General features: G+C 66.2%; 19 protein-coding genes. 9 read left to right on the plus strand and 10 right to left on the minus strand.

The annotated features are described in order from the left end of the window. Positions 1-79 precede the first annotated feature (79 nt). On the minus strand, positions 80-523 hold the full coding sequence (locus ACIHA7_RS00665) for a VOC family protein (protein ID WP_397284107.1): 444 nt from the start codon (positions 521-523) through the stop codon (positions 80-82). Next, positions 520-1,371: a sigma-70 family RNA polymerase sigma factor gene (locus ACIHA7_RS00670; protein WP_397284109.1), complete on the minus strand. Its 852-nt coding sequence runs from the start codon at positions 1,369-1,371 to the stop codon at positions 520-522. Before ACIHA7_RS00670 ends, ACIHA7_RS00665 begins: the two co-directional genes overlap by 4 nt. 137 nt (positions 1,372-1,508) lie before the next feature. Between ACIHA7_RS00670 and ACIHA7_RS00675 the strand changes: the two genes are divergently transcribed. The 3 genes from ACIHA7_RS00675 (at position 1,509) to ACIHA7_RS00685 (ending at position 6,231) form a co-directional block, all read left to right on the plus strand. After that, positions 1,509-1,922 carry a VOC family protein gene (locus ACIHA7_RS00675; protein ID WP_107658729.1) on the plus strand — a complete coding sequence of 138 codons (414 nt, stop codon included), beginning with the start codon at positions 1,509-1,511 and terminating at the stop codon, positions 1,920-1,922. A 343-nt stretch (positions 1,923-2,265) separates the two neighbouring features. Then, positions 2,266-4,491, plus strand: coding sequence for a TIM-barrel domain-containing protein (locus tag ACIHA7_RS00680; RefSeq protein ID WP_397284112.1), 2,226 nt, complete (start codon positions 2,266-2,268; stop codon positions 4,489-4,491). A gap of 201 nt (positions 4,492-4,692) precedes the next feature. After that, on the plus strand, positions 4,693-6,231 hold the full coding sequence (locus ACIHA7_RS00685) for a serine/threonine-protein kinase (RefSeq protein WP_397284114.1): 1,539 nt from the start codon (positions 4,693-4,695) through the stop codon (positions 6,229-6,231). 3 nt (positions 6,232-6,234) lie between these two features. Here the strand turns inward: ACIHA7_RS00685 and ACIHA7_RS00690 are convergent, their stop codons facing one another. After that, positions 6,235-7,206, minus strand: coding sequence for an alpha/beta hydrolase (locus ACIHA7_RS00690; protein WP_397284116.1), 972 nt, complete (start codon positions 7,204-7,206; stop codon positions 6,235-6,237). 340 nt (positions 7,207-7,546) lie between these two features. Between ACIHA7_RS00690 and ACIHA7_RS00695 the strand changes: the two genes are divergently transcribed. Continuing rightward, on the plus strand, positions 7,547-9,004 hold the full coding sequence (locus ACIHA7_RS00695) for a M20/M25/M40 family metallo-hydrolase (RefSeq protein ID WP_397284118.1): 1,458 nt from the start codon (positions 7,547-7,549) through the stop codon (positions 9,002-9,004). A gap of 42 nt (positions 9,005-9,046) precedes the next feature. On the opposite strand, the gene ACIHA7_RS00700 is transcribed toward ACIHA7_RS00695, so the two are convergent. Continuing rightward, on the minus strand, positions 9,047-9,616 hold the full coding sequence (locus tag ACIHA7_RS00700; protein ID WP_397284120.1) for a hypothetical protein: 570 nt from the start codon (positions 9,614-9,616) through the stop codon (positions 9,047-9,049). Positions 9,617-9,795: 179 nt separating this feature from the next. Between ACIHA7_RS00700 and ACIHA7_RS00705 the strand changes: the two genes are divergently transcribed. Beyond that, entirely contained in the window at positions 9,796-10,671 is an 876-nt protein-coding gene (locus ACIHA7_RS00705; RefSeq protein ID WP_397284122.1) for an LLM class F420-dependent oxidoreductase, read from the plus strand. 62 nt (positions 10,672-10,733) lie between these two features. Here ACIHA7_RS00705 and ACIHA7_RS00710 read toward each other — a convergent pair whose 3' ends face one another. From ACIHA7_RS00710 to ACIHA7_RS00730, 5 genes are all read right to left on the minus strand, one after another. Further along, a complete protein-coding gene (locus ACIHA7_RS00710) occupies positions 10,734-12,176 on the minus strand; it encodes a CAP domain-containing protein (protein ID WP_397284124.1) in 1,443 nt (480 codons plus the stop codon). A 138-nt stretch (positions 12,177-12,314) separates the two neighbouring features. Next, complete coding sequence (locus ACIHA7_RS00715) at positions 12,315-12,797, minus strand: hypothetical protein (RefSeq protein WP_397284126.1); 483 nt, start codon at positions 12,795-12,797, stop codon at positions 12,315-12,317. Positions 12,798-13,252: 455 nt separating this feature from the next. Continuing rightward, positions 13,253-14,710, minus strand: a complete 1,458-nt coding sequence (locus ACIHA7_RS00720; RefSeq protein ID WP_397284128.1) for an AMP nucleosidase — start codon at positions 14,708-14,710, stop codon at positions 13,253-13,255. Positions 14,711-14,842: 132 nt separating this feature from the next. Continuing rightward, the gene (locus tag ACIHA7_RS00725; RefSeq protein ID WP_397284130.1) at positions 14,843-15,589 is read right to left on the minus strand and encodes an alpha/beta hydrolase; all 747 of its coding nucleotides are present in this window, start codon (positions 15,587-15,589) and stop codon (positions 14,843-14,845) included. Between the two features lie 140 nt (positions 15,590-15,729). Continuing rightward, complete coding sequence (locus tag ACIHA7_RS00730; RefSeq protein ID WP_397284132.1) at positions 15,730-17,013, minus strand: glycosyltransferase 87 family protein; 1,284 nt, start codon at positions 17,011-17,013, stop codon at positions 15,730-15,732. Between the two features lie 168 nt (positions 17,014-17,181). Between ACIHA7_RS00730 and ACIHA7_RS00735 the strand changes: the two genes are divergently transcribed. Next, positions 17,182-17,808 (plus strand): glyoxalase, encoded by a 627-nt coding sequence (locus ACIHA7_RS00735; RefSeq protein ID WP_397284134.1) that lies wholly within the window; start codon positions 17,182-17,184, stop codon positions 17,806-17,808. An 83-nt stretch (positions 17,809-17,891) separates the two neighbouring features. Here the strand turns inward: ACIHA7_RS00735 and ACIHA7_RS00740 are convergent, their stop codons facing one another. Continuing rightward, positions 17,892-18,206 (minus strand): hypothetical protein, encoded by a 315-nt coding sequence (locus tag ACIHA7_RS00740; protein ID WP_397284136.1) that lies wholly within the window; start codon positions 18,204-18,206, stop codon positions 17,892-17,894. A 363-nt stretch (positions 18,207-18,569) separates the two neighbouring features. On the opposite strand from ACIHA7_RS00740, the gene ACIHA7_RS00745 reads away from it, so the two are divergent. The 3 genes from ACIHA7_RS00745 (at position 18,570) to ACIHA7_RS00755 (ending at position 21,154) form a co-directional block, all read left to right on the plus strand. Continuing rightward, positions 18,570-19,307, plus strand: coding sequence for an ANTAR domain-containing protein (locus ACIHA7_RS00745; RefSeq protein ID WP_397284138.1), 738 nt, complete (start codon positions 18,570-18,572; stop codon positions 19,305-19,307). A 94-nt stretch (positions 19,308-19,401) separates the two neighbouring features. Continuing rightward, positions 19,402-19,722, plus strand: a complete 321-nt coding sequence (locus tag ACIHA7_RS00750; protein WP_397284140.1) for a hypothetical protein — start codon at positions 19,402-19,404, stop codon at positions 19,720-19,722. A 403-nt stretch (positions 19,723-20,125) separates the two neighbouring features. After that, a complete protein-coding gene (locus tag ACIHA7_RS00755; protein WP_397284142.1) occupies positions 20,126-21,154 on the plus strand; it encodes a ParB/RepB/Spo0J family partition protein in 1,029 nt (342 codons plus the stop codon). Positions 21,155-21,495: the final 341 nt, after the last annotated feature.

The raw sequence follows: 21,495 nt of genomic DNA on the forward strand, positions 1-21,495 counted from the left end.
GGGCACCTGCGTGGTCACTGTCCCGCCGACGAACGCCCGGGATTGCCGATCAATGTGCTTGCTGCGACGAAGCACTCGGTCATCTGCCGCGTGGCTGGATGAATCGCAGGAGATTCCCTGAAGGGTCGAAGAAGGCGCAGTCGCGGGTGCCGTCGGGTTTGCGCATCGGCTCTTGCGCCACTTCGGCACCTGCGGCTTCCAGGTATTCGAAGGTGGCGGCACAGCTGTCGATCGTGCAGACCAAGCGTTGGCCGAGTACACCTTTGGTTATCAGGTCCGTGATCGCCTGCCGGTCGGCTGGTGCGATATTCGGGTCTGCACCGGGTGCGTGCAGGAGGATTCGCGTGTTCGGCTGCGACGGTGGGCTGACGCTCGCCCACTGCGCTTGCCGAGCTTCGATATCGTCGCGTAGCACGAAACCGAGCACCGCACAGTAGAAGCCGAGCGCCTCGTCCAGATCGTGGACGACGAGCGTGCAGGCCTCGAATCCGGTGACACACCACACTTTCTGGGCACCACTCATCGCCGTTCCTGGTCGCCTGCGTGTAGCAGGACGATGTCGCGGTCGTGCAGCCGGCGCGGCTCGGTGTCGACGGTGATGGCGGTGATCTTCCCGGCGCTGACGGTGAACGTGATGACGGCCTTGGGCCGGCCGCGATGCCACCAGACTGCCGCGGGCACACCGTCGACCAAAGCGAGCCGCGCCGCCTGCGCCCGGCCGGCGAAGAACGCCGCGACCGCCTCAGCGCCGTGGATCTCTAGGGCTACCGCATTCGGATCGAGCAGCTCCAGCAGGGCTTCGAAGTCCCCGTTGCGGGAGGCAGCCAGGAAGGCTTCGACGATGTCGCGTTTCGCCGACCGGGCGGCGTCGGAGGCGCTCGCCGCGCCCTGCACCCGGCGTCGAGCCCGGCTGGCGAGTTGCCGGGTCGCCGCCGGAGAGCGGTCGAGGATGGTGCCGATCTCGCCGAACGAGACGCCGAAGACGTCGTGCAGGACGAAGGCGAGTCGTTCGGCGGGTGTCAGCGTGTCCAGCACCACCAGCAAGGCAACACCCACCGAATCGGCCAGCAACGCTTCGTCTTCCGGGGAGGCCGCGCGCCGCGCATCCGGCTCCGGGGGCAACGCCCCGGCCGAGTCCTCCCGCCGGGCGCGGCGGGCCTCGAGCATGTTCAGGCAGATCCGGGCCACGATCGTGGTCAGCCAACCGGCCAGGTTCGCCACCTCCCCCGCGTCGGCGCGGCTGACCCGCAGCCACGCCTCCTGCACCGCGTCCTCGGCCGCACCGGGTGAGCCGAGCAACCGGTAAGCCACCGCATGCAAGTGGCCCCGATGCTCGGCGAACCGCTCGCTCAGCCAGTCCTGCTCGTCCATCTGTCACATTCCTTCGTCTCGGCCTGTCATACCCATTGACCGGCGAAGGGCCGCCGATGTGACATCCCGGCTCGGTCCGGTCATCAGACCTGCCGGTTTCCGGCAGCACAAAACACCTCGAAAGATGGAGATACACCATGAAAGCGCGCGCGAGCTCGATACTGCTGAGCGTCCGGGATATGGAGCGGGCCAAGCGGTTCTACACCGACGGTCTGGGCTGGAAGATCGAGAACGACTACGGCGTCTCGGTGTTCTTCGACTCCGAGGGCGCCACCCCCGTCGGCTTCTACGGCCGGGACGGCCTGGCCCAACAAGTCGGCACCAGCCCGGAGGGCGAAGGCTTCAGCGGGCTGGTCCTGACCTATGTCGTGCGCAGCGAGGCGCGGGTGGACGAGCTCACCGCGGAGGCGGAGAAGGCGGGGGCCACCATCCTCAAACCGGCAGGCGCGCTGCCGTGGGGCGGATACGGTGCCACGTTCGCGGACCCGGACGGATACATCTGGAGCCTCGGCTACAGCGCCCAAGGAAAGGATCAGCTCTACGCGGAGTAGCGCACCGCCACGTCCGTCCCCAGTTGTGCGCCAGTCGAAATGATCGCGCGAGTGTGGTTTTACTTGATCATGCAACGCACACCTCGGCGTGCGACACGATCGGCCGCAGCCGTGTCGGAGTAGTTACCGATATCCGGCCCCGGTGCATCTGCCGCACCGGGGCCGATGCGCGCCTCGGGGCCTATTTCGTTGCACTCCAACACCTTCCGCATATGTAGTTGCGAATTCAAGTGAACTGTCGGTGAATCTGTTTGCAGCCCAACGGATTTCACTCCGAAGCGGCGAACACCAAGCTATACATGAAAGGCATCTCATGCTCATTCGCGCGTGAAAGGTTCCCGAATTGCGCAGAATCACGCATATCACCCTGGGTCTGCTGGTAGTAGCCGGCAGCCTCGTCGCTACCCCCAACTCCTGGGCCGAGCCGGAGTCCGGCCGGCTCACCGATCTCAGCGGCATCGCCGACGACGGCGCAACAACCACCTTGCGCTCGGGCGCGGCCGCAGTCCGCGTCAGCTTCCCCAACCCCGGCGCGGTGCGCGTGCAACTGGCGCCCGACGGACAGTTCACCGATCCGGCCAAGGACAAGATCGTCCTGCCGACCAAGGTCGCACCGGCCGCCGCGAAACGGGCCGACAAGGGCGACTACTGGGCCATCGCCACCAGCGATCTCACCCTGCGCGCCTACAAATCTCCGCTGCGCTTCGCTCTGTACGACCGCGCCGACACCAAACAGATCTGGGCCGAGACAGCGCCGCTGTCCTGGACCAAGGACGCGACAACGCAAACCCTCGGCCGGGGCCAGCACGAACAGTTCTTCGGTGGCGGTGAGCAGAACGGGCGGTTCAGCCATCGCGACCAGACCATCAAGATCTTCGCCGATTACAACTGGAACGACGGCGGCGCGCCGAACTCCCAACCGTTCTACCTGTCCAGCAACGGATACGGCGTGCTGCGCAACACCTTCGCACCGGGCAGCTACAGCTTCACCGACCCGGCGCGCACCACCCATCAGGAACGCCGCTTCGACGCGATCTACGTCGTCGGCGACGGCCCCAAGGGCGTGATCTCCGCCTATACCGGGCTGGTGGGCAGGCCGTTCCTGCCGCCGATCTACGGCCTGGAGATGGGCGACTCCGATTGCTACCTGCACAACGCCAACCGCGGTGAGCGGCACACCCTCGATGCGGTCGCCATTGCCGAGGGGTACGTGCGCAATCAGATGCCCAACGGCTGGATGCTGGTCAACGATGGCTACGGCTGCGGGTACGAGAATCTGCAGCAGGTCGGCGAGGGGCTGCGCAAGAACAACATGCAGCTCGGCCTGTGGACCGAGGACGGACTGCCGCACCAGGCCGAAGAGGTCAAAGCCGGTGTGCGGGTACGCAAGCTGGACGTGGCCTGGGTCGGCCCCGGCTACCAGTTCGCGCTGGACGGATGCGACACCGCGCACCGCGGCATCGAGGAGAACAGCGACGCCCGTGGCTTCGTCTGGACCCCGGTGAGCTGGGCGGGCGCGCAGCGCTGTGCGGTGCTCTGGAGCGGCGACCAAGCCGGATCCTACGACTACATCCGCTGGCAGATCCCCACCTACGCGGGCGCGACGATGTCCGGCATCGCCTACAACACCGGTGACGTCGACGGCATCTTCGGCGGCAGTCCGCAGACCTACACCCGCGACCTGCAATGGAAAGCGTTCCTGCCCACCATCATGTCGATGGACGGCTGGGCGCCCAACGACAAGCAGCCGTGGCGCTACGGCGAGCCCTACACCTCGATCAATCGAAAGTACCTGCAGCTCAAGGAGAGACTGCTGCCTTACACCTATTCCTATGCGGTGGAGGCCAATCGCACCGGAGTAGGCCAGGTCCGGCCGCTCGCACTGGAGTACCCCAACGACCCCGAGACCTGGGGCGACAAGGCCCGGTACGAATTCCTCTCGGGGAAGGACTTTCTCGTCGCGCCGGTGTACAACGACGCGGACAAGCGGGACGGCATCTACCTGCCGGAGGGCACCTGGATCGACTATTGGACCGGCCGCTCCTGGACCGGACCGACCACGGTGAACGGCTATCACGCTCCGCTGGACACCCTGCCGCTGTTCGTGCGGGCCGGCGCGGTGGTGCCGATGTGGCCCGACGGCACTCAGTCGTGGCGGACCCGCGACCGCAGCGTGCTTAATGTGGACATCTACCCGCAGGCCGCGGGCAACTTCACCCTGGTCGAGGACGACGGGGTGACCCGGGGTTATCAGCGCGGCGAACAAGCCGCACAGAACTTCGCCGTGCGCTCGCTCGCGCCCGGCGCCGTCGAGGTGACCATCGGTGCCAGCACGGGAACGTATCCGGGCAAACCGGCGGACCGCCGCTATGAACTCACCGTGCACACCAAGTCCGCGCCGAAGGCCGCGCACACCTCGGCGGGTGCGCTGCCGCAGCGGACCAGTCGCGCGGATCTGGATCGGGCACCGAACGGCTGGTGGTTCGACCCGAACGATCGCGGCGGCGTCGTGCACGTCAAAACCGATAAGGTGGCGGCGGCCGGCAGCCTGTCGGTAACGCTCTGGTGACCGCGGTGGACCGCCGCTGACCTGGCGGTCCACCGCGCTCCTCGGTTCACACGTGCCCATAGAACGCCACTGCGACGGCCGATTCGACACCGAATCGGCCGTCGTCGCGGCGGTGGGCCGCGAATTCGCTGGGTGCGGGTTATCGGCGGGGGTGGTTAACTCCTCAGCGGATCGTCGTGTTCGAAGGGAGTAGGGGTAGGCGTGGTGCAGCTCGGAGTGAACGAGTCGTTCGCTGACTACCTCATCGAGGGTGTGCTCGGGCGGGGTGGGATGGGCACCGTCTACTTGGCCCAGCATCCTCGGCTACCGCGGCAGGTCGCGCTCAAACTGCTCAACCGTGAGGTGTCCGCCGAGCCGGAACTGCGGCGGCGGTTCGAGCAGGAAGCCAATGTGGTTGCGCGGCTGGATCATCCGGGGATCGTCGGCATTCACGACCGAGGCACGCACGACGGTCACCTGTGGATTGCCATGCAATACATCCACGGCTCCGACGCCGCCCGGTTGACGCCGCGGGAGGTGCCGATCGATCGCGCCCTGCGGATCGTCGCGGAGACCGGCGCCGCACTGGACTACGCGCACAGCCGTGGCGTCCTGCACCGGGACATCAAACCGGCCAATATCTTGCTGGCCGCCCCGGACACCGGACGCGCGGAACGCGCTGTGCTCACCGATTTCGGCATCGCCCGGCTGCTCGACTCCAATACCCAGCTCACCTCGAGCGGCACCTTCCATGCCACGCTCGCCTATGCCTCCCCGGAACAACTCTCCGGCGAGAAGGTCGATCACCGTTCGGATCAATATTCGCTCGCGTGCACGCTGTTCACGCTGCTCGCAGGCCACCCGCCGTTCGCGGCGACCAATCCCGGCCAAGTCGTCGCGGGGCACATCAGCAAGCCGGTGCCGCGGCTGAGCGCCGTACGCCCCGACGCGCCGCCGACGCTGGACGAGGTGATCTTCCGGGCGATGGCCAAGCGGCCCGAGGAACGATTCGGCAGCTGCCGCGAGTTCACCTCGGCAGCGTGGGAGTCCCGGCACGGCCGACCGGCTCCAGCTCGCACCGCTGTGGCACCCGGTCGGACGGCTCCGACCGCGCTCAACCAGCATGGTCAGAGCCAGTCGGCGCACAGTCGAGATCGGTCGACGCACGGTCGAGACCCGTCGACGCACAGTCACGGTCAGTCACCGCACGGTCAGAGCCAGGCGACGCACGGTCAGGGCCAGTCGCCGCATGGGCAGAGCCCGGCGACGCACGCCCTGAGCCAGGCGACGGTGGCACCGGCTACCGCCCATCCGCCTGCGCCACAGCCCGATCGACGAGCTCCCAGTGGCCGGGGCACCGCGCTCGCAGCCTGCGTGCTCGCACTGCTGTTCGGCTGCTGGGCCGCCGGGGTGGTCGCGTATCCGCGGGCACACGTCATTCGCGTGGTCCTGCGCTATCGGGACCTCGACATCGCCCCCTATGCCGCAGGAGGTGCAGCGGCCGCGGGCGCGGCCTTGTTGCTCCTCGGCGGCGCGGTGTTGCTGTTGGCCCGCAAGCGATTCGGCCGTGCCCTCGTGGTGCTCGGGTCTGCGGGCTTTCTCGCGAGTCTGGTACCCGTCCGGCTCCACTACGACAGCCCGAACGGCACCACCGGATGGTCGATGGTCGCGGGATTGGGGTTGCTGGTGCTGACGCTGCTGTTCGTTCTGTCCACGCCGACGGCCCGCTGGCTGCGGGCCGGCGGCTCGACGCACCGGTAAGCCTTATCCGGGGAGCCGCTCGGCCAAGGCATTGCGCATGACGTATTCCACGCCCGGGTCACCGGGCAGCGACCAGTCGGCGCCGACGAAGTAACGGGCCGCGTCCTGGTCACCTTTGGCGAGATACTGCATCCACGCCAGGGCAAGCGGGGCGAAGGGATTGTGTGCCGGATCGTCCATCGGCGTGATGTGTGTGCCGCCCCTGACGCAGGCGAGGTAGGCGGGAACCGTTATGGCAGTGTGGTATTGGGTCCACATCGGGTAGTACCAGTGCCACACGAGCGCGTCGTTGCAGCCGGTGAGATACAGCGTCGGCACCGTGAGCAGGATGCCGAGCGCGAGCGCACTTGGTTCGGTGGGCACCGCGCCGATGATCCGCACGTCCGGATCAATCATTCGGTACACGTCGGGTGGCAGACTCGCATTGAGTTGGGTTGCGCCCCCGCCGCCGGAGTGTCCGGCGAATATGACGCGACTCAGATCTACTTTGCCGAACATCGGGCTGCGCGGGTCCTTGTTCGCATCCGACGCCGCCTGCACGCCACCGAGACCCATTTCCGGGGTCGAATTCAGCAGATCGTACGGAATCACGATCACGTATCCATAGCTCGCCCAGAAACGGGCGCTCGCATCGTAATAGCCGGGTTCCTGACCGGTGCCCGGCGAGTAGACGAGCACCGGCAGCCGGTCCATGTTCGCGATGTCCTGCGGGTAATAGAAGGTGACACCGATCGGCGAATCCGTTCCCGACGGAAATATATTGGTGCACTGCAGTTCGGACTGATTGCCCCAAAAGCGCCAGGTGTTGTCGATGATCGAACCGTACGGCGAGGTGGCGCAACTGTGCGTCGCGGTGGTTTGCGCGATCTCATGCGGGCCCGGTTCGGCATACCGACTCAACGGCACCTCACCCGGCGCAAAACCGTCCTCCGCCATGGCGATCGGTGCCGCACCGATCGCGAAACCAGCCAGCACAGCTGCCGCGAGAAAGACCGCGCCCAGTGTATGAGTTATTTTTGCCGGCCATCCGCCGCCGAGTCGTTCGGATCGCAACTCTCACCTCTCGTCTCCAGAGAAAAGGGAATGCGACCGAATTAGTCGCGGGAGCGAGATCACTGTGGGCTGAATTCGCCCGGCAGTCAAGCAACCACGCGGATAGTTCGCGCGAACTCTGCAGCTCGGCGGCCATCGAAACGAGCCATGCCCAGGGCCGTCACCAGCCGCTTCGCCGGACCATCCGGCGCACAACCGAACTCGCGAAACCCGCCTACTCGTTCCGGGCACACACAACACCACTTCGTGCTAAATTCTTAGCGTGTCTAATATCAGTCGCCGCAATCCCCTCATTTCGGTGGCCGCATTGGGACTTATCGCGGCCCTCACCGCAACAGCCTGTAACTCCGATACGCCGAAGAGCGATTCGAACTCTCCGGCAGGCACGTCGAGCGTTACGACGCAAGACAATACGAAACTCTTCCACGACATCTACAAGCAATTGGTGGAAACCGATACCACACACTCGACCGGCAGTACGACGGTGGCCGCGAACGCGGTCAAGCAACGGCTGCTCGACGCCGGCTTCGCCGAATCCGATATCCAGATCTTCGAACCGGTGCAGCGCAAGGGCAACCTGGTACTCCGATTCACCGGATCGGGGCAGCGTAAACCGTTGCTGCTCTTGGGACATCTCGATGTCGTCGAGGCCAAACGGGAAGACGGCTGGACCACCGATCCGGCCAAGCTGACCGAGGTGGACGGCTTCTACGCCGCCCGAGGATCGATCGATGACAAGGCGATGGTGTCCGCCCTCGTCTCCGACCTGATCCAGCTGAAGCGCGAAGGATTCAAGCCCAACCGCGACATCGTGCTCGCCTTGACCGCCGACGAAGAGGCCGGAAAAGACAACGGCGCAAAATGGTTGATGGAGAACAAAGCCGACCTGATGAGCGCCGAGTACGGCCTCAACGAGGGCGGCCGGGCACTGCTCGTCGACGGAAAGCCCGCACTGCAAGGCGTGCAGGTGGCCGAGAAGACCTACGCCACTTATCAGGTGGAGGCCAAGGCACCCGGCGGGCACAGTTCGGTGCCGACACCCGAGAACGCCATCTACACCCTCATGTCCGCGTTGAATCGTCTTGCCGCGTACCGGTTCCCGGCCTCGATCAGTGACCCGACCCGGGACAACTTCCGTGCGCTCGCCGCCCAGCGCAGCGGGCAGGAAGCCGAGGACATGCGTGCGGTCGCCGCGGGCAATCCCAGCCCGGAGGCCCTGGACCGGCTCTCGGCAACACCCGACTACAACGCCCAGCTGCGCACCACCTGCGTGGCCACCATGCTGGCGGCCGGCGAAGCCGAGAACGCGTTGCCGCAAACGGCCAAGGCCACCGTCAACTGCCGAATCCTGCCCCAGGACAATCCCGACGACATCGACAAGCAGTTCCGGGCGGCACTGGCCGAACCCAAGCTGACCATCACCCCCACAGTGGATCCGGCGGGCGGTATCTCGCCGACCAACGGTGAGGTCATGACCGCCATCACGTCGCTGACGAAAGAAATGTTCCCCACCGCCGCCGTGAGCTCCTTCATGTCCACCGGAGCCACCGACAGCAAATACGCTCGCAGCAAAGGGATTCCGATGTACGGGATCAGCGGACTGTTCATGGTGCCCGCCGACGCCGGTCGAATCCACGGCGTGAACGAACGAGCGCCGATCGCCGGACTCGAGGCCAGCCGCGAGTTCCTCTATCGGCTGATCAAGCAACTGTCCCAGTAGTTGTCGACCGGACGCGCCGGGCATATCGCACGGCGCGTCCGCCTACTCCCGCGCGCCGAGCGCGTCGAGTTCGGTCCGCAGGTCAACCACCTCGGCCGCGAGTTCGTCGCGCAACTGTTCCCGTTCCATCAGGCTGGCGCGCATGCTGTCGATGGTGTCGTTCATCGCGGCCAGCTTCTGATCCGCTCCGGTCAGCCGCCATTCGATGACGGCACGGCGGTCCACATCCTCGCTCGCGGCGCGAACCCACGCCACCACGTAGTCGAGCCAGTCGGGCTGTTTGGGCATCTCCTCGGTGGCGTCCCACCCGCGCCGGATCGAGGGCTTCGACGAGAGCACCCGCTCGCCGGCCTGCCCCGCCACCGGCGCGATCATCTGCACCAGGCTGAGCTTTCCGGCGCTCGTCACCACGGCGGTGAGCCGATAACGCCCGGCCAGATGCATCTTCAGCTCAGCGGCGCCGCGCCCGTCGGCGTCCATCGCGCCGAGCCACGGGCCGTCCGCCGCGGTGATGATCGATTCGAGCACGCCGAGCTGTCCGACGGCGCGGCGCACCCGCGTGGCGTGCTCGTGCAGCTCGTCGGGCGTGGCGGTCATCTGGTCCCAGTGCATCGCACCTACTTCCTCGTCGACCGGCTCCCAGGGGCAGGAACATCTACGAACGTACATTCGCCGACCACCGAACCGTGGCATACGGGCGCTGCGGTGGGCGTCCGGCGCACTTGACTTGGAGTGCACTCCAAGTCGTAGCGTGAGGGATCTGAGTTGCCGACTTACGAGGGGATCGTGCCATGGAGCTCGGTTTTCATCTTCCGATATTCGACATCGACGGGGGCACCACGGCGATCGCCGGCGAACTCGCCAGGGTCGGCGCCGCGGCGGAGGCGTCCGGTGCGACCTGGCTGTCCTTCATGGACCACTACTTTCAGATCGAGCCGACCGGGCGGCCCGCCGAGTCGAACATGCTCGAGGGCTACACCACGCTCGGCTACCTGGCCGCGCACACCTCGCGCATCGAACTCGGCCTGCTGGTCACCGGCGTGACCTATCGGCACCCCGGCCTGCTCGCCAAGATCGTCACCACGCTCGATGTGCTCTCCGGTGGCCGGGCCGCGCTCGGCATCGGCGCCGCCTGGTTCGAGCGCGAACACCACGGACTCGGCGTGCCGTACCCGCCGGTCGCCGAGCGGTTCGAGCGACTGGAGGAGACGCTGCGCATCTGCCGGCAGATGTGGGATCCCGCGAACAACGGGCCCTTCGACGGCAAGCACTATCAACTGGCCGAGACGCTCTGCTCGCCCCAGCCGATCAACCGGCCCAAGGTGCTCATCGGCGGCGGCGGCGAACGCAAGACCCTCCGCCTGGTCGCCGAGTACGGCGACGCCTGCAACCTCTTCGCCTCCACCCCCGCGGACGTCGCGCACAAGCTCGACGTACTGCGCCGCCACTGCGACGACGTCGGCCGGGACTACGACCAGATCCGCATCACCCTCCTGGCCAACAACCCGCGACCCAGCCCCGACACCCGCGACGAGTTCGTTCGCGCAATGGCCGACTACGCCGCCCTCGGCGCGCACACCGTCATCGTCACCCCCACCACCGGCTCACCCGCCGCCTGGATCGACGGCATGGCACCCGCGGTCCCCCAGCTCGCCGAACTCGGCTGACAAACGTTGATCGCCGAACAGGGTGGAAGGAACCCTGTTCGGCGATCGAGTCGGGGTACTAGCTACCAGCCACCGGCCAGTGCCCCGAGGCCTTCGCCCGCACCGGCGAGTCCGCCCAAAGCGTCTGCGGCACCGCCGAGTCCGCCCAAAGCGTCTGCCGCACCGCCGAGTCCGCCGAACGCGTCGCCGGCGCCGCCGAGTCCGTCGAGCAGGTCGGCGAGGCCGCCGAAGGCGTCGCCGCCGCCGGTGAGATCGCCGAGGCCGTCACCGGTCGGTGCGTCGAATCCGTTGCTCCACGGGTCGAAGGACGAGTCGCCGCCGTCGTTCGAGAACCAGTCGAAGCCGTCGGAAGCTGCGTCGCCGGATTCGTCGCCCGCGTCGTCGGAGAAGATGTCGCTCCAGGAATCCTCGGGGGAATCCCCTGCGCCGTAGGCGGATTCGTCCGAATCCTCAGCCCAGGAGTCCTCGGACGAATCTCCCCCGTCGTCGGACGAGTCGTCGCCCCAGGAATCTTCGGACGAATCACCTCCGTTATCCGAAGATTCGTCCGAACCGTCGCCCCAGGGATCCTCGGCCGAATCGCCCGCGTCGTCGGAAGATTCGTCCGAACCATCGGACCAGGGGTCCTCGGACGATTCATCGTCACCTTCCGAGGGGACCTCGGAGCTGTCCTCGGACGAATCACCCTCACCATCAGAAGATTCGTCCGAACCATCGCCCCAGGGATCCTCCGACGAGTCGCCCTCGCCTTCCGAGGGGACCTCCTCCGAAGGTTCCTCGGCGGTGTCGTCTCCGCCGTCGGACGGCTTGCCTGCACCGTCGGACGGCTTGCCTGCACCGTCGGACGGCTTGTCCTCGCCACCGCCGTCGGAGGGCTTGTCCGCACCGCCACCATCGGACGGCTTGTCGCCTCCGTCGGACGGCTTATCTTTGCCACCACCGTCGGACGGCTTGTCCTTCCCGCCCCCATCGGAGGGCTTGTCCTTGTCGCCACCGGACGGCTTCTCCTTGTCTTTCTCCTTACCCTTGTCTTTCTCCTTCTCCTTGTCCTTGTCCTTGTCCTTGTCCTTGTCCTTGTCGGACTCACTGGACGCACCGAAATCCTGTGTCCAGTAAGGGGTTCCGTCTCCGCTCTTGGCGTAGCCGACCCCGATGTCGGTCAACCCACAGTTCAGGATGTTCGCGCGGTGCCCCTCGCTGTTCATCCAGGCATCGACGACCTCGGACGCACTCGTCTGCCCCTCGGCGATGTTCTCTGCCCAGGTCTGCGCCTTGTAGCCCGCCGCGGTGATCCGGTCACCCGGGTCGCCCTTCGACGAGTTGTGGTCCAGGTTTCCGCTGGCCGCCATGTCTTTGGTGTGGGCCTGCGCGGCTTCGGTGAGGTGCTTGTCGGACTTCAAAGCATCGCAGCCGGCTTTGGTGCGTGCAGCGTTGGTCAGGCTGATCACCTCTTCGGCGGGCGCATCGGGGCCCGCCGAGGCCGAAGGAGCGCCAGCAATAGTCACAGCGAAAGCTGATACTCCGAAAGCGGTGGACAATGTGAGCATTGTTGCCGGCGAAAAAGGGGAAATTCTTCGCGGTGCACTGTGCTTACCCATGAAATGCCTTCTGGTTGCTGGTTGGCCGCCGCGTGGCGCTCGGGATCAGGCGCTGCCGGTGAGCAGGCCGAGCAGCGGAGCCAGCCCACCCGCGGCCTTGCTGCCGCTCGCCGCGCTGCCGGTGACTGCCGAGCTGCCGGTGCTGAGCGCCTTCGCCAGCGGCGTGATGGCGGCACTGCCCGTCTCCAGGCTCTTCGCCAGCCCGCCGAGCGCGGCACTGCCGCTGTTCAGCAACGCCAACGGATCCTGCGAGGGTGCCGGCTTGGCCTTCGGCTTACCCGCGCCGGGCTGCTTCTTCTTCGGCGGCTTCGCGGCGCGGACGGTGTGGCTGTGCTGGCTGGTCTGCTTGCTGACCTGCCGGCCGCTCGCCGCCATGACCCGCTTCGCCGGAACCTTGGTCACCTGATCGCTCGGGTTGACGGTGGCGGTCGTCGTCGATTCCGCGACAGCCTGTCCCGCACCGCTATTGGCCGAGATGCCCAAGCCGATCAACGTTGCCGTCGACAAAATTGCCAATCGGGCCGGCATTTGATTTTTGCTAGGTGCGCTGTGCTTACCCATGAGACGCTTCTTTCGCCAGTGGTCGATCGCGTGTCGGATCGCCTGTCCCCCAACGGCACAGGCTCGGTGCTGCCGAGTTCGAGCTACCTGTCGGGACCACCGAGCAACGTTGGTCGGGTGGCCTTGCTCGCCGGTGCCACCGGATTGTTGATCCCGCATTCGAGGGTAGAACTCGGCACAGCAACCCACGAGTTCTAAGTCGAATTCTAAAATCGAGTTGAGGGCTGATTAACAGCGACACAGGCGATCACGGACCGATCACGCCCCGATCACATCGGATCACAACCGACCGACCACACACCCCGCCTGGGCAGTGAGCAAGGTCGACCACACCCGCCTCTCACGTGCCACACCACCACGCGAACGACCCGCCCCTGGCATGGCTCGACCACTCAGGAACGCTGAGTGGTCGAGCCGCGCGGCTACCGGAAGGGTGGTTCGTTGAACGTGCGCAACTTGCGCGAATGCAGCCGATCGCCCTCGGCGCGCAGCAATTCCACCGCGCGGATACCGATCTGCAAGTGCTCGGAAATAGCGCCTTCATAGAAGCGGTTCGCCTGCCCCGGCAATTTGATCTCGCCGTGCAGCGGCTTATCCGACACACACAGCAGCGTCCCGTAGGGCACCCGGAATCGATAACCCTGCGCCGCGATCGTGGCGCTCTCCATATCGATGGCGACCGCGCGGCTGAGATTGAACCGCAGCGCCGACGCGGAGTACCGCAGCTCCCAATTCCGATCGTCGGTGGTGACGACGGTGCCGGTGCGCAACCGCTCCTTCACCGCTTCACCAGGCATGTTGCTCACGATCTTGGTGGCGTCGTACAGCGCCCGCTGCACCTCGGCGATGCTGGGGATCGGAATGTCGGGCGGCAGTACCGAATCCAGTACGTGATCGTCGCGCAGGTACGCATGCGCCAGCACGTAGTCGCCGATCGCCTGGCTCTCCCGCAGGCCGCCACAGTGGCCGATCATCAACCAGGCATGCGGGCGCAGCACCGCGAGGTGATCGCAGATGGTCTTCGCGTTCGACGGCCCGACGCCGATGTTCACCAGGGTGATGCCACGCCGGTCGGCCGAGCGCAGATGCCAGGCAGGCATCTGGTGCTTCTTCCACGCGACGTCGGAAGTTATTGCCGTGCCGACGGTTTCGGCATCGATCACCGTGCCGCCCGCGCACGAGAGGCTGTCGTACGGACTGTCCGGGTCGGCGATCTGCGCGCACGCCCAGCGCACGAACTCATCGACATACCGGGTGTAGTTGGTGAACAGCACGAACGGCTGGAAATGCTCCACCGGCGTTCCGGTGTAATGCTGCAGGCGCGCCAGCGAGAAATCGGTGCGCAGCGCGTCGAAATGGCTGAGCGGCAGCGTGTCGATGGCATTGAAGATGCCGTCGGCGGTTTCGTCACCGATGCTGGCCAGGTCGGTGGTGGGAAAGTATCGTGCCATCACCGCGGCCATCGAGCTGTCCAGCGCGGTTTCGGTGCGATCGATGACGTATGGGAACGGAATCTCCTGCCGGGACGGGGAGACCTCGATGCGCACGTCGTAGTCGCCCTCGATCATCTGCAGTTGTTCGGTCAGATAATGGCGCAACAGATCGGGGCGGGTGACCGTGGTGGCGTAGCTGCCCGGCCTGGTGAAGCGTCCCCAGGCGCGCGAGCGGTTCTTCGTCGGCGCGTCGCCGTCCCAGCTGATGCGCAGTTCGGGATAGACGAACAATCCGTCGGCCCGGGCGGCGTCGTCGGGCACCGTGCCGTTCTCGACGAAGACCCGTATCGCGTCACGCAATGCGGCGACGGACTGCTGGTAACGCGTTTCCAGCTGATCCAGGGCCTCCGCGCTGGTCAACGAGGTGGTTGGTTGCCGACTCGGCATGTGTCTCCCTGCGTCGTTGTCGTTAGCCGTCGTAGAGACACCGTATTTCACCGCGCCGACGGGCCGGTCTTTGCGCCGGTCCGAGGTACGCCGAAGTTCTCCACTGACCAGGCGGGCGCCGACCGCGACACGTCAGCGCACGTGGGGTAGCCGAGACAAGGCCGAGCACACCAATTGCGATAGCTCGGGCCATGCGTCGGACTCGGGGTCGATGAGATCGAAGTGGTGGGTGTGCGGCAGCACCACCGATTCGGCGGGGCTGTCCTGACTCAACGCGACGGGCACGGTCTGATCGTCACTGCCGTGCACCAGGAGCACGCCGGGCGGCTCGGACGGCAGCCGCACTTGGGGATCCAGGTCCGCGTATCGGCGCGGCTGCTGTTCGGGAGTGCCACCCATCCATGCCGTGACCGCGCCGTTTCCCAGGTTCAGTCGGGAGGCGCGCGCGAGATCCGCGACCGGCGCCAGGGCGAGAACGGCGGCTCGGCGCACGTAAGCCCGGGTCAGCGCCAGCATCCCGCCTGCGGAGTGACCGATCCACAGCGCAGGATCGGTCAAGCGCGATTCGAGCAGGTCCAGGTCCGCGATCGCGGTCATGGGGTCGCCCGGTGTCCGCCGATACTCCATCAGCACAACCCGCGCACCAGCCGCGGCCAAGGCGCGGGCGGCCGGGCGAGCGTGCGTTCGATCGATGGACGGCCGGAAGTAGCCGCCGTGCACGAATACCACGGTGGGTCCGGGTTCACCGAACACCTCCGTGACCTGATCCGGGTGCGGACCGTACGAGTTGACCGCGCCCGGGTCGCCGCTCTGCGCGAACAGTCGGTCCAGTGCTGCCTGTTCCTGGTGCGCGAACCTCTGCTGGTCTGCATCCGCCACCGGTCGCCCCTCTCTCCTGCGGGCAAGTTATCAACTTCGACGAGTCGACCGGTCCGAACGATGGATATGGTCCGCTGCTCGACCTCGGCCCGGCCACACCGGCGGCTACGGATGCGACGACAGGCAGGTGCTCGGTCGAATCAAGGATGTCCTTGCGGCACCGCCACTTCCGGAGCCCGAGCATCCGATCGTCGACGGAGAGCGAGAGCGGTGCCCGCGAGCAGTGCCACGGTGAGCCAGAGGTAGGCGTTGCGATAGAGCACCGTCGGATGGGCGCGGGCGGCGTAGTCGAAGATGCTGACCAGGGTCGGGTCGAGGAAGGCGAGGACACCGCCGGAGACGACGAGGGCCGTCGCCAGGAAAACCAGGGGTGTGACCAGGCCGCCGCGGCGCAGCGCCAGATCGCCCAGGCAGATCAACAGTGGTGCGAGCCAAACCCAATGGTGTACCCAGCTGAACGGCGAGACCGCCGTCATGGTGACACCGACGCACACCACCGCGGGCAGTTCCCGCCCGGTCCGTGACAGCCGCCGCGCCAGATACAGGCAGCTGGCCGCCATTGCCGCCGCACCGGCCAGCCACAGCAATTGGTGTGCGCCCTCGACACCGACCGAGCGAGCGATCATGCCGCGCAGCGATTCGTTGGACAGGTTCGCGGGCACGCCCACCCGGGCCGGGTCGACGAAGGCGCCGCTCCAGAACGTCACGGAATCCTTCGACAGCACGGCGAAACCGAGGACGAGCGTCGCGGCACCGGCGCCCACCGCCGTCGCCGCGGCCCGATAGCGGCGGGTGACCAGCAGGTAGAGCACGAAGAAAGCGGGTGTCAGTTTGATGCCTGCGGCGATGCCGGTCAGCACGCCCTTCCAGCGTGACGTGTCGGGCAGTGCCATATCCGCGAGGACGAGCAGCAGCAGGAAGATATTGATCTGACCGAAGGCCATTGTCTGGCGGATGGGCTCGCACCACAGCAGTAACCCGGCGATGGACACCGCCACCGGCGCCAGCCGCGGCTCCCGCCGATAGCCCAGCATCGACAGCGCCATCCAGCACGTCGCGGCCAGCATGGCGAAATTGCCGAAGCCGCCGAGGAAGGTGTACAGGTCACCGTGCAGCCAGCGCAGTGGCACGAAGAGCACTGCGGCGAACGGTGTGTAGACGAATTCCCAGACACCACGGGTGTTGCCGAGCAGCGGACTGTCGTAGACCGAGATCCCGTGGCTCACCCGCTCTCCGGCGATCTGATAGACGCTCAGGTCGATCAGATGCATCATCACCTGGCGATGCTCGAGCACCTGTACCAGGTAGTACCCGCCCGCGACCGCCCCGGCCAGCACAATCGTCCACCACACCGGCGGCGCGATGCTGCGGGGCACGTTCGGCGCGGACGACGTTTCGGTGTGCTCGATCGTCGATGTCGACAAACCCACTCCCAGCTATCGGACTCCGTTCGCGCCAACCCACGCTAGTGGCGGCTCGGCGTGGTTTCCACCGCCACCGCGACTGGGTATCCAGGACGCCCGCGACCCGCTCGGCACACCGGTCAGGAATCGAGAAGCGCTGGTCGCTGTCCGGCACATAGCGTTGCTGTCATGAACACCACCACTGAACAGATCACCATCGACTCCGTCCTGCTCGAGGTGCCCGACGCCACCGCCGCCTCGGCTTTCTACACCGCCGCGTTCGGCCTCGGCGACCGGCTCCGCTTCCGCGCCACCGAGGCGCCGACCAGCGGCTTCCGCGGCTACATCCTGTCACTCGTGGTGTCGCAGCCCAGCACCGTCGACAGCCTCATCGGCACCGCGCTCGAGGCGGGCGCCACGACGGTGAAACCGGCCAAGAAGAGCTTCTGGGGTTACGGCGGCGTCATTCAGGCGCCGGACGGTGCCCTGTGGAAGATCGCGACCTCCGCGAAGAAGGACAGCGGCCCCGTCACTCGCGAGGTCGACGATGTCGTCGTGCTGCTCGGCGTCGACAACGTCAAGGCGACCAAACAGTTCTACGTCGACCGCGGCCTGACCGTGGCGAAGAGCTTCGGCAGCAAGTACGTCGAGTTCGACGCTCCGGCCTCGGCGATCAAGCTCGCCCTCTACGGCCGCCGCGCGGCCGCCAAGGACGCGGGCGTCCCCGAGGAGGGCAGCGGCTCGCACCGCGTCGCCATCATCAGCAACGCAGGCCCGTTCGCCGATCCCGACGGATTCGCCTGGGAGACGATCTGATCGGCGCTGAGACGTCGGCCGCCGACACCACCGATGCCGCGGTGCCGAAAATTCACGAAGGACAGGCGGGCAGCGACGGGTTCTCAACCCTGCAGGAGGCTTAGTTCAACGAGGCGGAGTTTGGCGGGCTGTCCGTCGCTGCTGAGCTCGACGACCTCATAGGTGCCGACGTGGGGGCCTTTCCGGAAACCGGATCGGTAGCCGAGCCTGTTGATCGCGTAGCCGGAGCGGCCGGCGAGTGGTCCGTCGAGGTGGGTCGCCCGGCACCAGTCGAGTTTGTCATGGCGGTGGAGTCGGTCCAGAAACCGCTCGGTCATGGATCGATCATCGCATAGCAGCCGGACCATGGGATCAGCCTGTTGACGAGCAACCAGCCGCAGCGAGGGATCGTCAGCCACCAGAAATCATCGATCACGACTTTCCGCGAAACGAACAACGACGACGCGAGAACTGTTCTGCGCCAAAATAAATCGTCAATGGTTCAGCAAACACATTCGCCAGCAATAACTTCCGCGCAATTCGTCCTTCGCCGCGGCAACTCGCGGTGCAGCGCATACGAGCCGGTTCGCTGACTACTCAGCCGCGGCGACGCTCGAACAGCGCAATAACATCGAAGCAGACAGGTGCAGCACGTAAACTTTCACACGTAGTCGCTTGTCGCGCGAGATCGTGCACGACAGGCTCTCTCGGCGCTTCTCCGGACCCACGGAGTAGATGTGACAACCAAAGCGACGTATGGGCAGAGGAGGTCAGGCCGGCGCGTGCTGTCGGCCGATTCGCTTGCATCGCAGCGACTGGCCGACCTAGCCCTCCAATTGGGCGATCTGGCCCGCTACCTCCAGGAGCAGGACAGCATCGACGATACGTTGCAATGCATCGTCGACGCCGCGGTGCGCACCGTACCGGGAGCCGAATACGCGGGGCTGTCGGTCGTCGAAAAGCGGGCCAACATGCGCACACTCGCGGTGTCCGCCGATCTGGTCACCCAGGTGGACAAGGCGCAGATCGAGTGCCACCAGGGGCCTTGCATGGATGTGCTGCACAAGAAGCACACGGTGTTGTTGCCGAAAATGGCGGAGGAGCAACGCTGGCCGGACTTCGCCGCCCGCGCCGCCGAGCTCGGCATCGGCAGCATTCTGGCCTTCCAGCTCTACGTCACCGGCGACGATCTCAGCGCCCTCAACCTGTACTCCCACCGCACCGAAGCCTTCACCGACGACTCCGAGCAGGTCGGGCTACTCTTCGCCACCCATGCCGCGGTCGCGATGGCCGATGCCCAGCAGCGGGCGCACCTGTCCCGGGCAATGAGCACCCGCGACCTGATCGGCCAAGCCAAGGGCATCCTCATGGAACGCCACAAGCTCTCCAGCGACCAAGCCTTCGCCCTGCTGGTGCGGGCCAGTCAGCACACCAACATCAAGCTCATCGACGTCGCCGAATATCTCACGCACAGCGGCGAACTCGTCGAACACCTGCCGATTCATAGCCACCCGCTCTGAGTGCGAGTAAGGTGGGTACGTATCTCCGTGAGTCCAACAGCGTGCCGCGGATGTACGCCGGTCGCATCGACCCGACCGGACCCAGGAGAATCCGATGGCCGCTACGCCGCACCCCGGTGGCCCCATCCGTCCGCCGCCCCGGAAACGGACACCTCGACAGTCACTGCGCCTCGAAGCCGAATTCCCGCTCGACGCACTCGAATTCGATGATCTCGACGCCCGTTTGGTCCGGCACCTCTTCGACGTCGGCCTACGCCTCCACCACCTCGAAGAGGTCTTCGACCACCCCGAACCCACCCCACAGCACTTCCGCAACGCGGGCGCCCAGGTGCATGAACTCATCGACGACCTCGACGGCCTGATCCGCGACACCGGCCTTGCCGTGCTGGCCCGCCTGTCGAGCAAAACCCGCTGAGCCACCCGGCCTGCGGCGGGTCGGACACTGCTCGCGCAGAGAGGTAGAACACCCGCCGACTCCCGGCGGACGGACGCGGACACCTTTGGGGCAAGCCGTCACAGATGCGCCACTCCGTACCCCCGAAGTGATTCCATGCGGTAGCTTTTCAGAGTCGGTGTGGCGTCCCCAGCGGACCTCGCCGAAGGGGTTGTCGGGGTCGCGGCGATGAGAAAGGGGGTCGCGATAGAGGGCGGTGACCTGCGCGTGCGCTGTGCCGCGGTACCCCCGATCGGGGGAGCCAGGGTGGCGGCGCCGCTAGTACCCTGAAGTGGGACTCGATACCGGATTGCCTGCGCCGTGGCCGTGACTGCACTTGGCTGCGCGGCGTATCGGAAGCATGTGAAACCCGGGAGGGGAATCTATGACCAGTGGGGGCAATGTCGGTTCGTCCCGGGCGGGAACCCTCTCCGCACCGAACTTCACGGGCTCGCCGTCGTACTGTTCGAAGATTGTCGAGCTATCCATCGACGACCTACTGCCGTCGGATTCGCCACCTCGCACCGCGGGCGAGAACACCGATCACACCCGCATACTCGCCGAATCGTGCACCGCGCTCGCGCCCATTGTGGTACGCCGCGCGACGATGCAGGTTGTCGACGGCTGGCATCGATTGTGCGCCGCTCGGCTGCGCGGCGAAAAGACCCTCGCCGCAGTGTTTTTCGACGGCGGCCCCGAGGAAGCGTTCGTGCTGGCGGTCAAGCTGAATACGGCGCACGGCCTGCCGCTGTCGCTGGCCGAGCGGAAGGCCGCCGCGCTACGGATCCTGCTGTCTTACCCGGACTGGTCGGATCGAGCGATCGCCGCCATCGCGGGTGTCTCGCCCAAGACCGTCTCCGCCATCCGCAGGCGGTCGACTGTGGAAGTTCCACAGTCGACCGGTCGGATTGCTCGCAACGGGGTGCGGCATCGGTCCGGACCGCAGGGCAGGCAACGCGCCGCCGAGATGTTCACTGCCGACCCCACCGTGTCGGTGCGGAAAGTGGCTGTAGCAGCAGGCATTTCGGTCACCACCGCCAAGGATGTGCGTAAACGACTGCACAGTGGCGAGAACCCGGTGCCGCTGCGCCGCCCGGCGCGACGTTCGACGGCCGCGCCCGCCGACAGGTCCGATACGCAGACTCCGGCCCCGGCCGAGCAGCGGGTGATCACCGCGGAGATGTTGCAACAACTGCGCAAGGATCCGTCGCTGCGTTTCTCCGAGACCGGGCGAAAGCTGCTGCGGTGGCTGGAGTTTCCGTTCGACGACGACGTCGAGTGGGACGATGTCGTCGGCAATGTGCCGAGTCACTGCGCGCCACGCGTCGCCGAGCTCGCTCGACGGCGCTCCCAGGACTTGCAACGGCTGGCACAGCGACTCGAACAGCACACGCGTGGAGCCTTTTCCGCGTAAGAGCCCTTGATAGCCGCCGAACGCCACGGATCGTCGCCGCACCACGCGCACTGCGAAACCCGGTATCATGCAACGCTTTCTGCTACTCGAATTCAACGCAGCAGTGGCACAGGGGGAGACGGCGGCGGCCCCGTCAGCGCCCTATCGGTCGTCGCTCACCCCTGAGGTTACGCCAATACCGCCATATCCCAAAGACCTACCGCGCCAACCCCTTAGGGGTTCACACCCGTCATCGTCAGCGTCGCGCCGAACTCCGGCAAAAACTTTCACCGTTCTTGTGCACGCCTCCCCCACCCGCTAGCGTTGAGTTCGAGGATATTACCGCGGATTCTGAAGTGGTA

The organism is Nocardia sp. NPDC052316 (assembly GCF_044547795.1).
In the GTDB taxonomy this organism is placed as follows: domain Bacteria; phylum Actinomycetota; class Actinomycetes; order Mycobacteriales; family Mycobacteriaceae; genus Nocardia.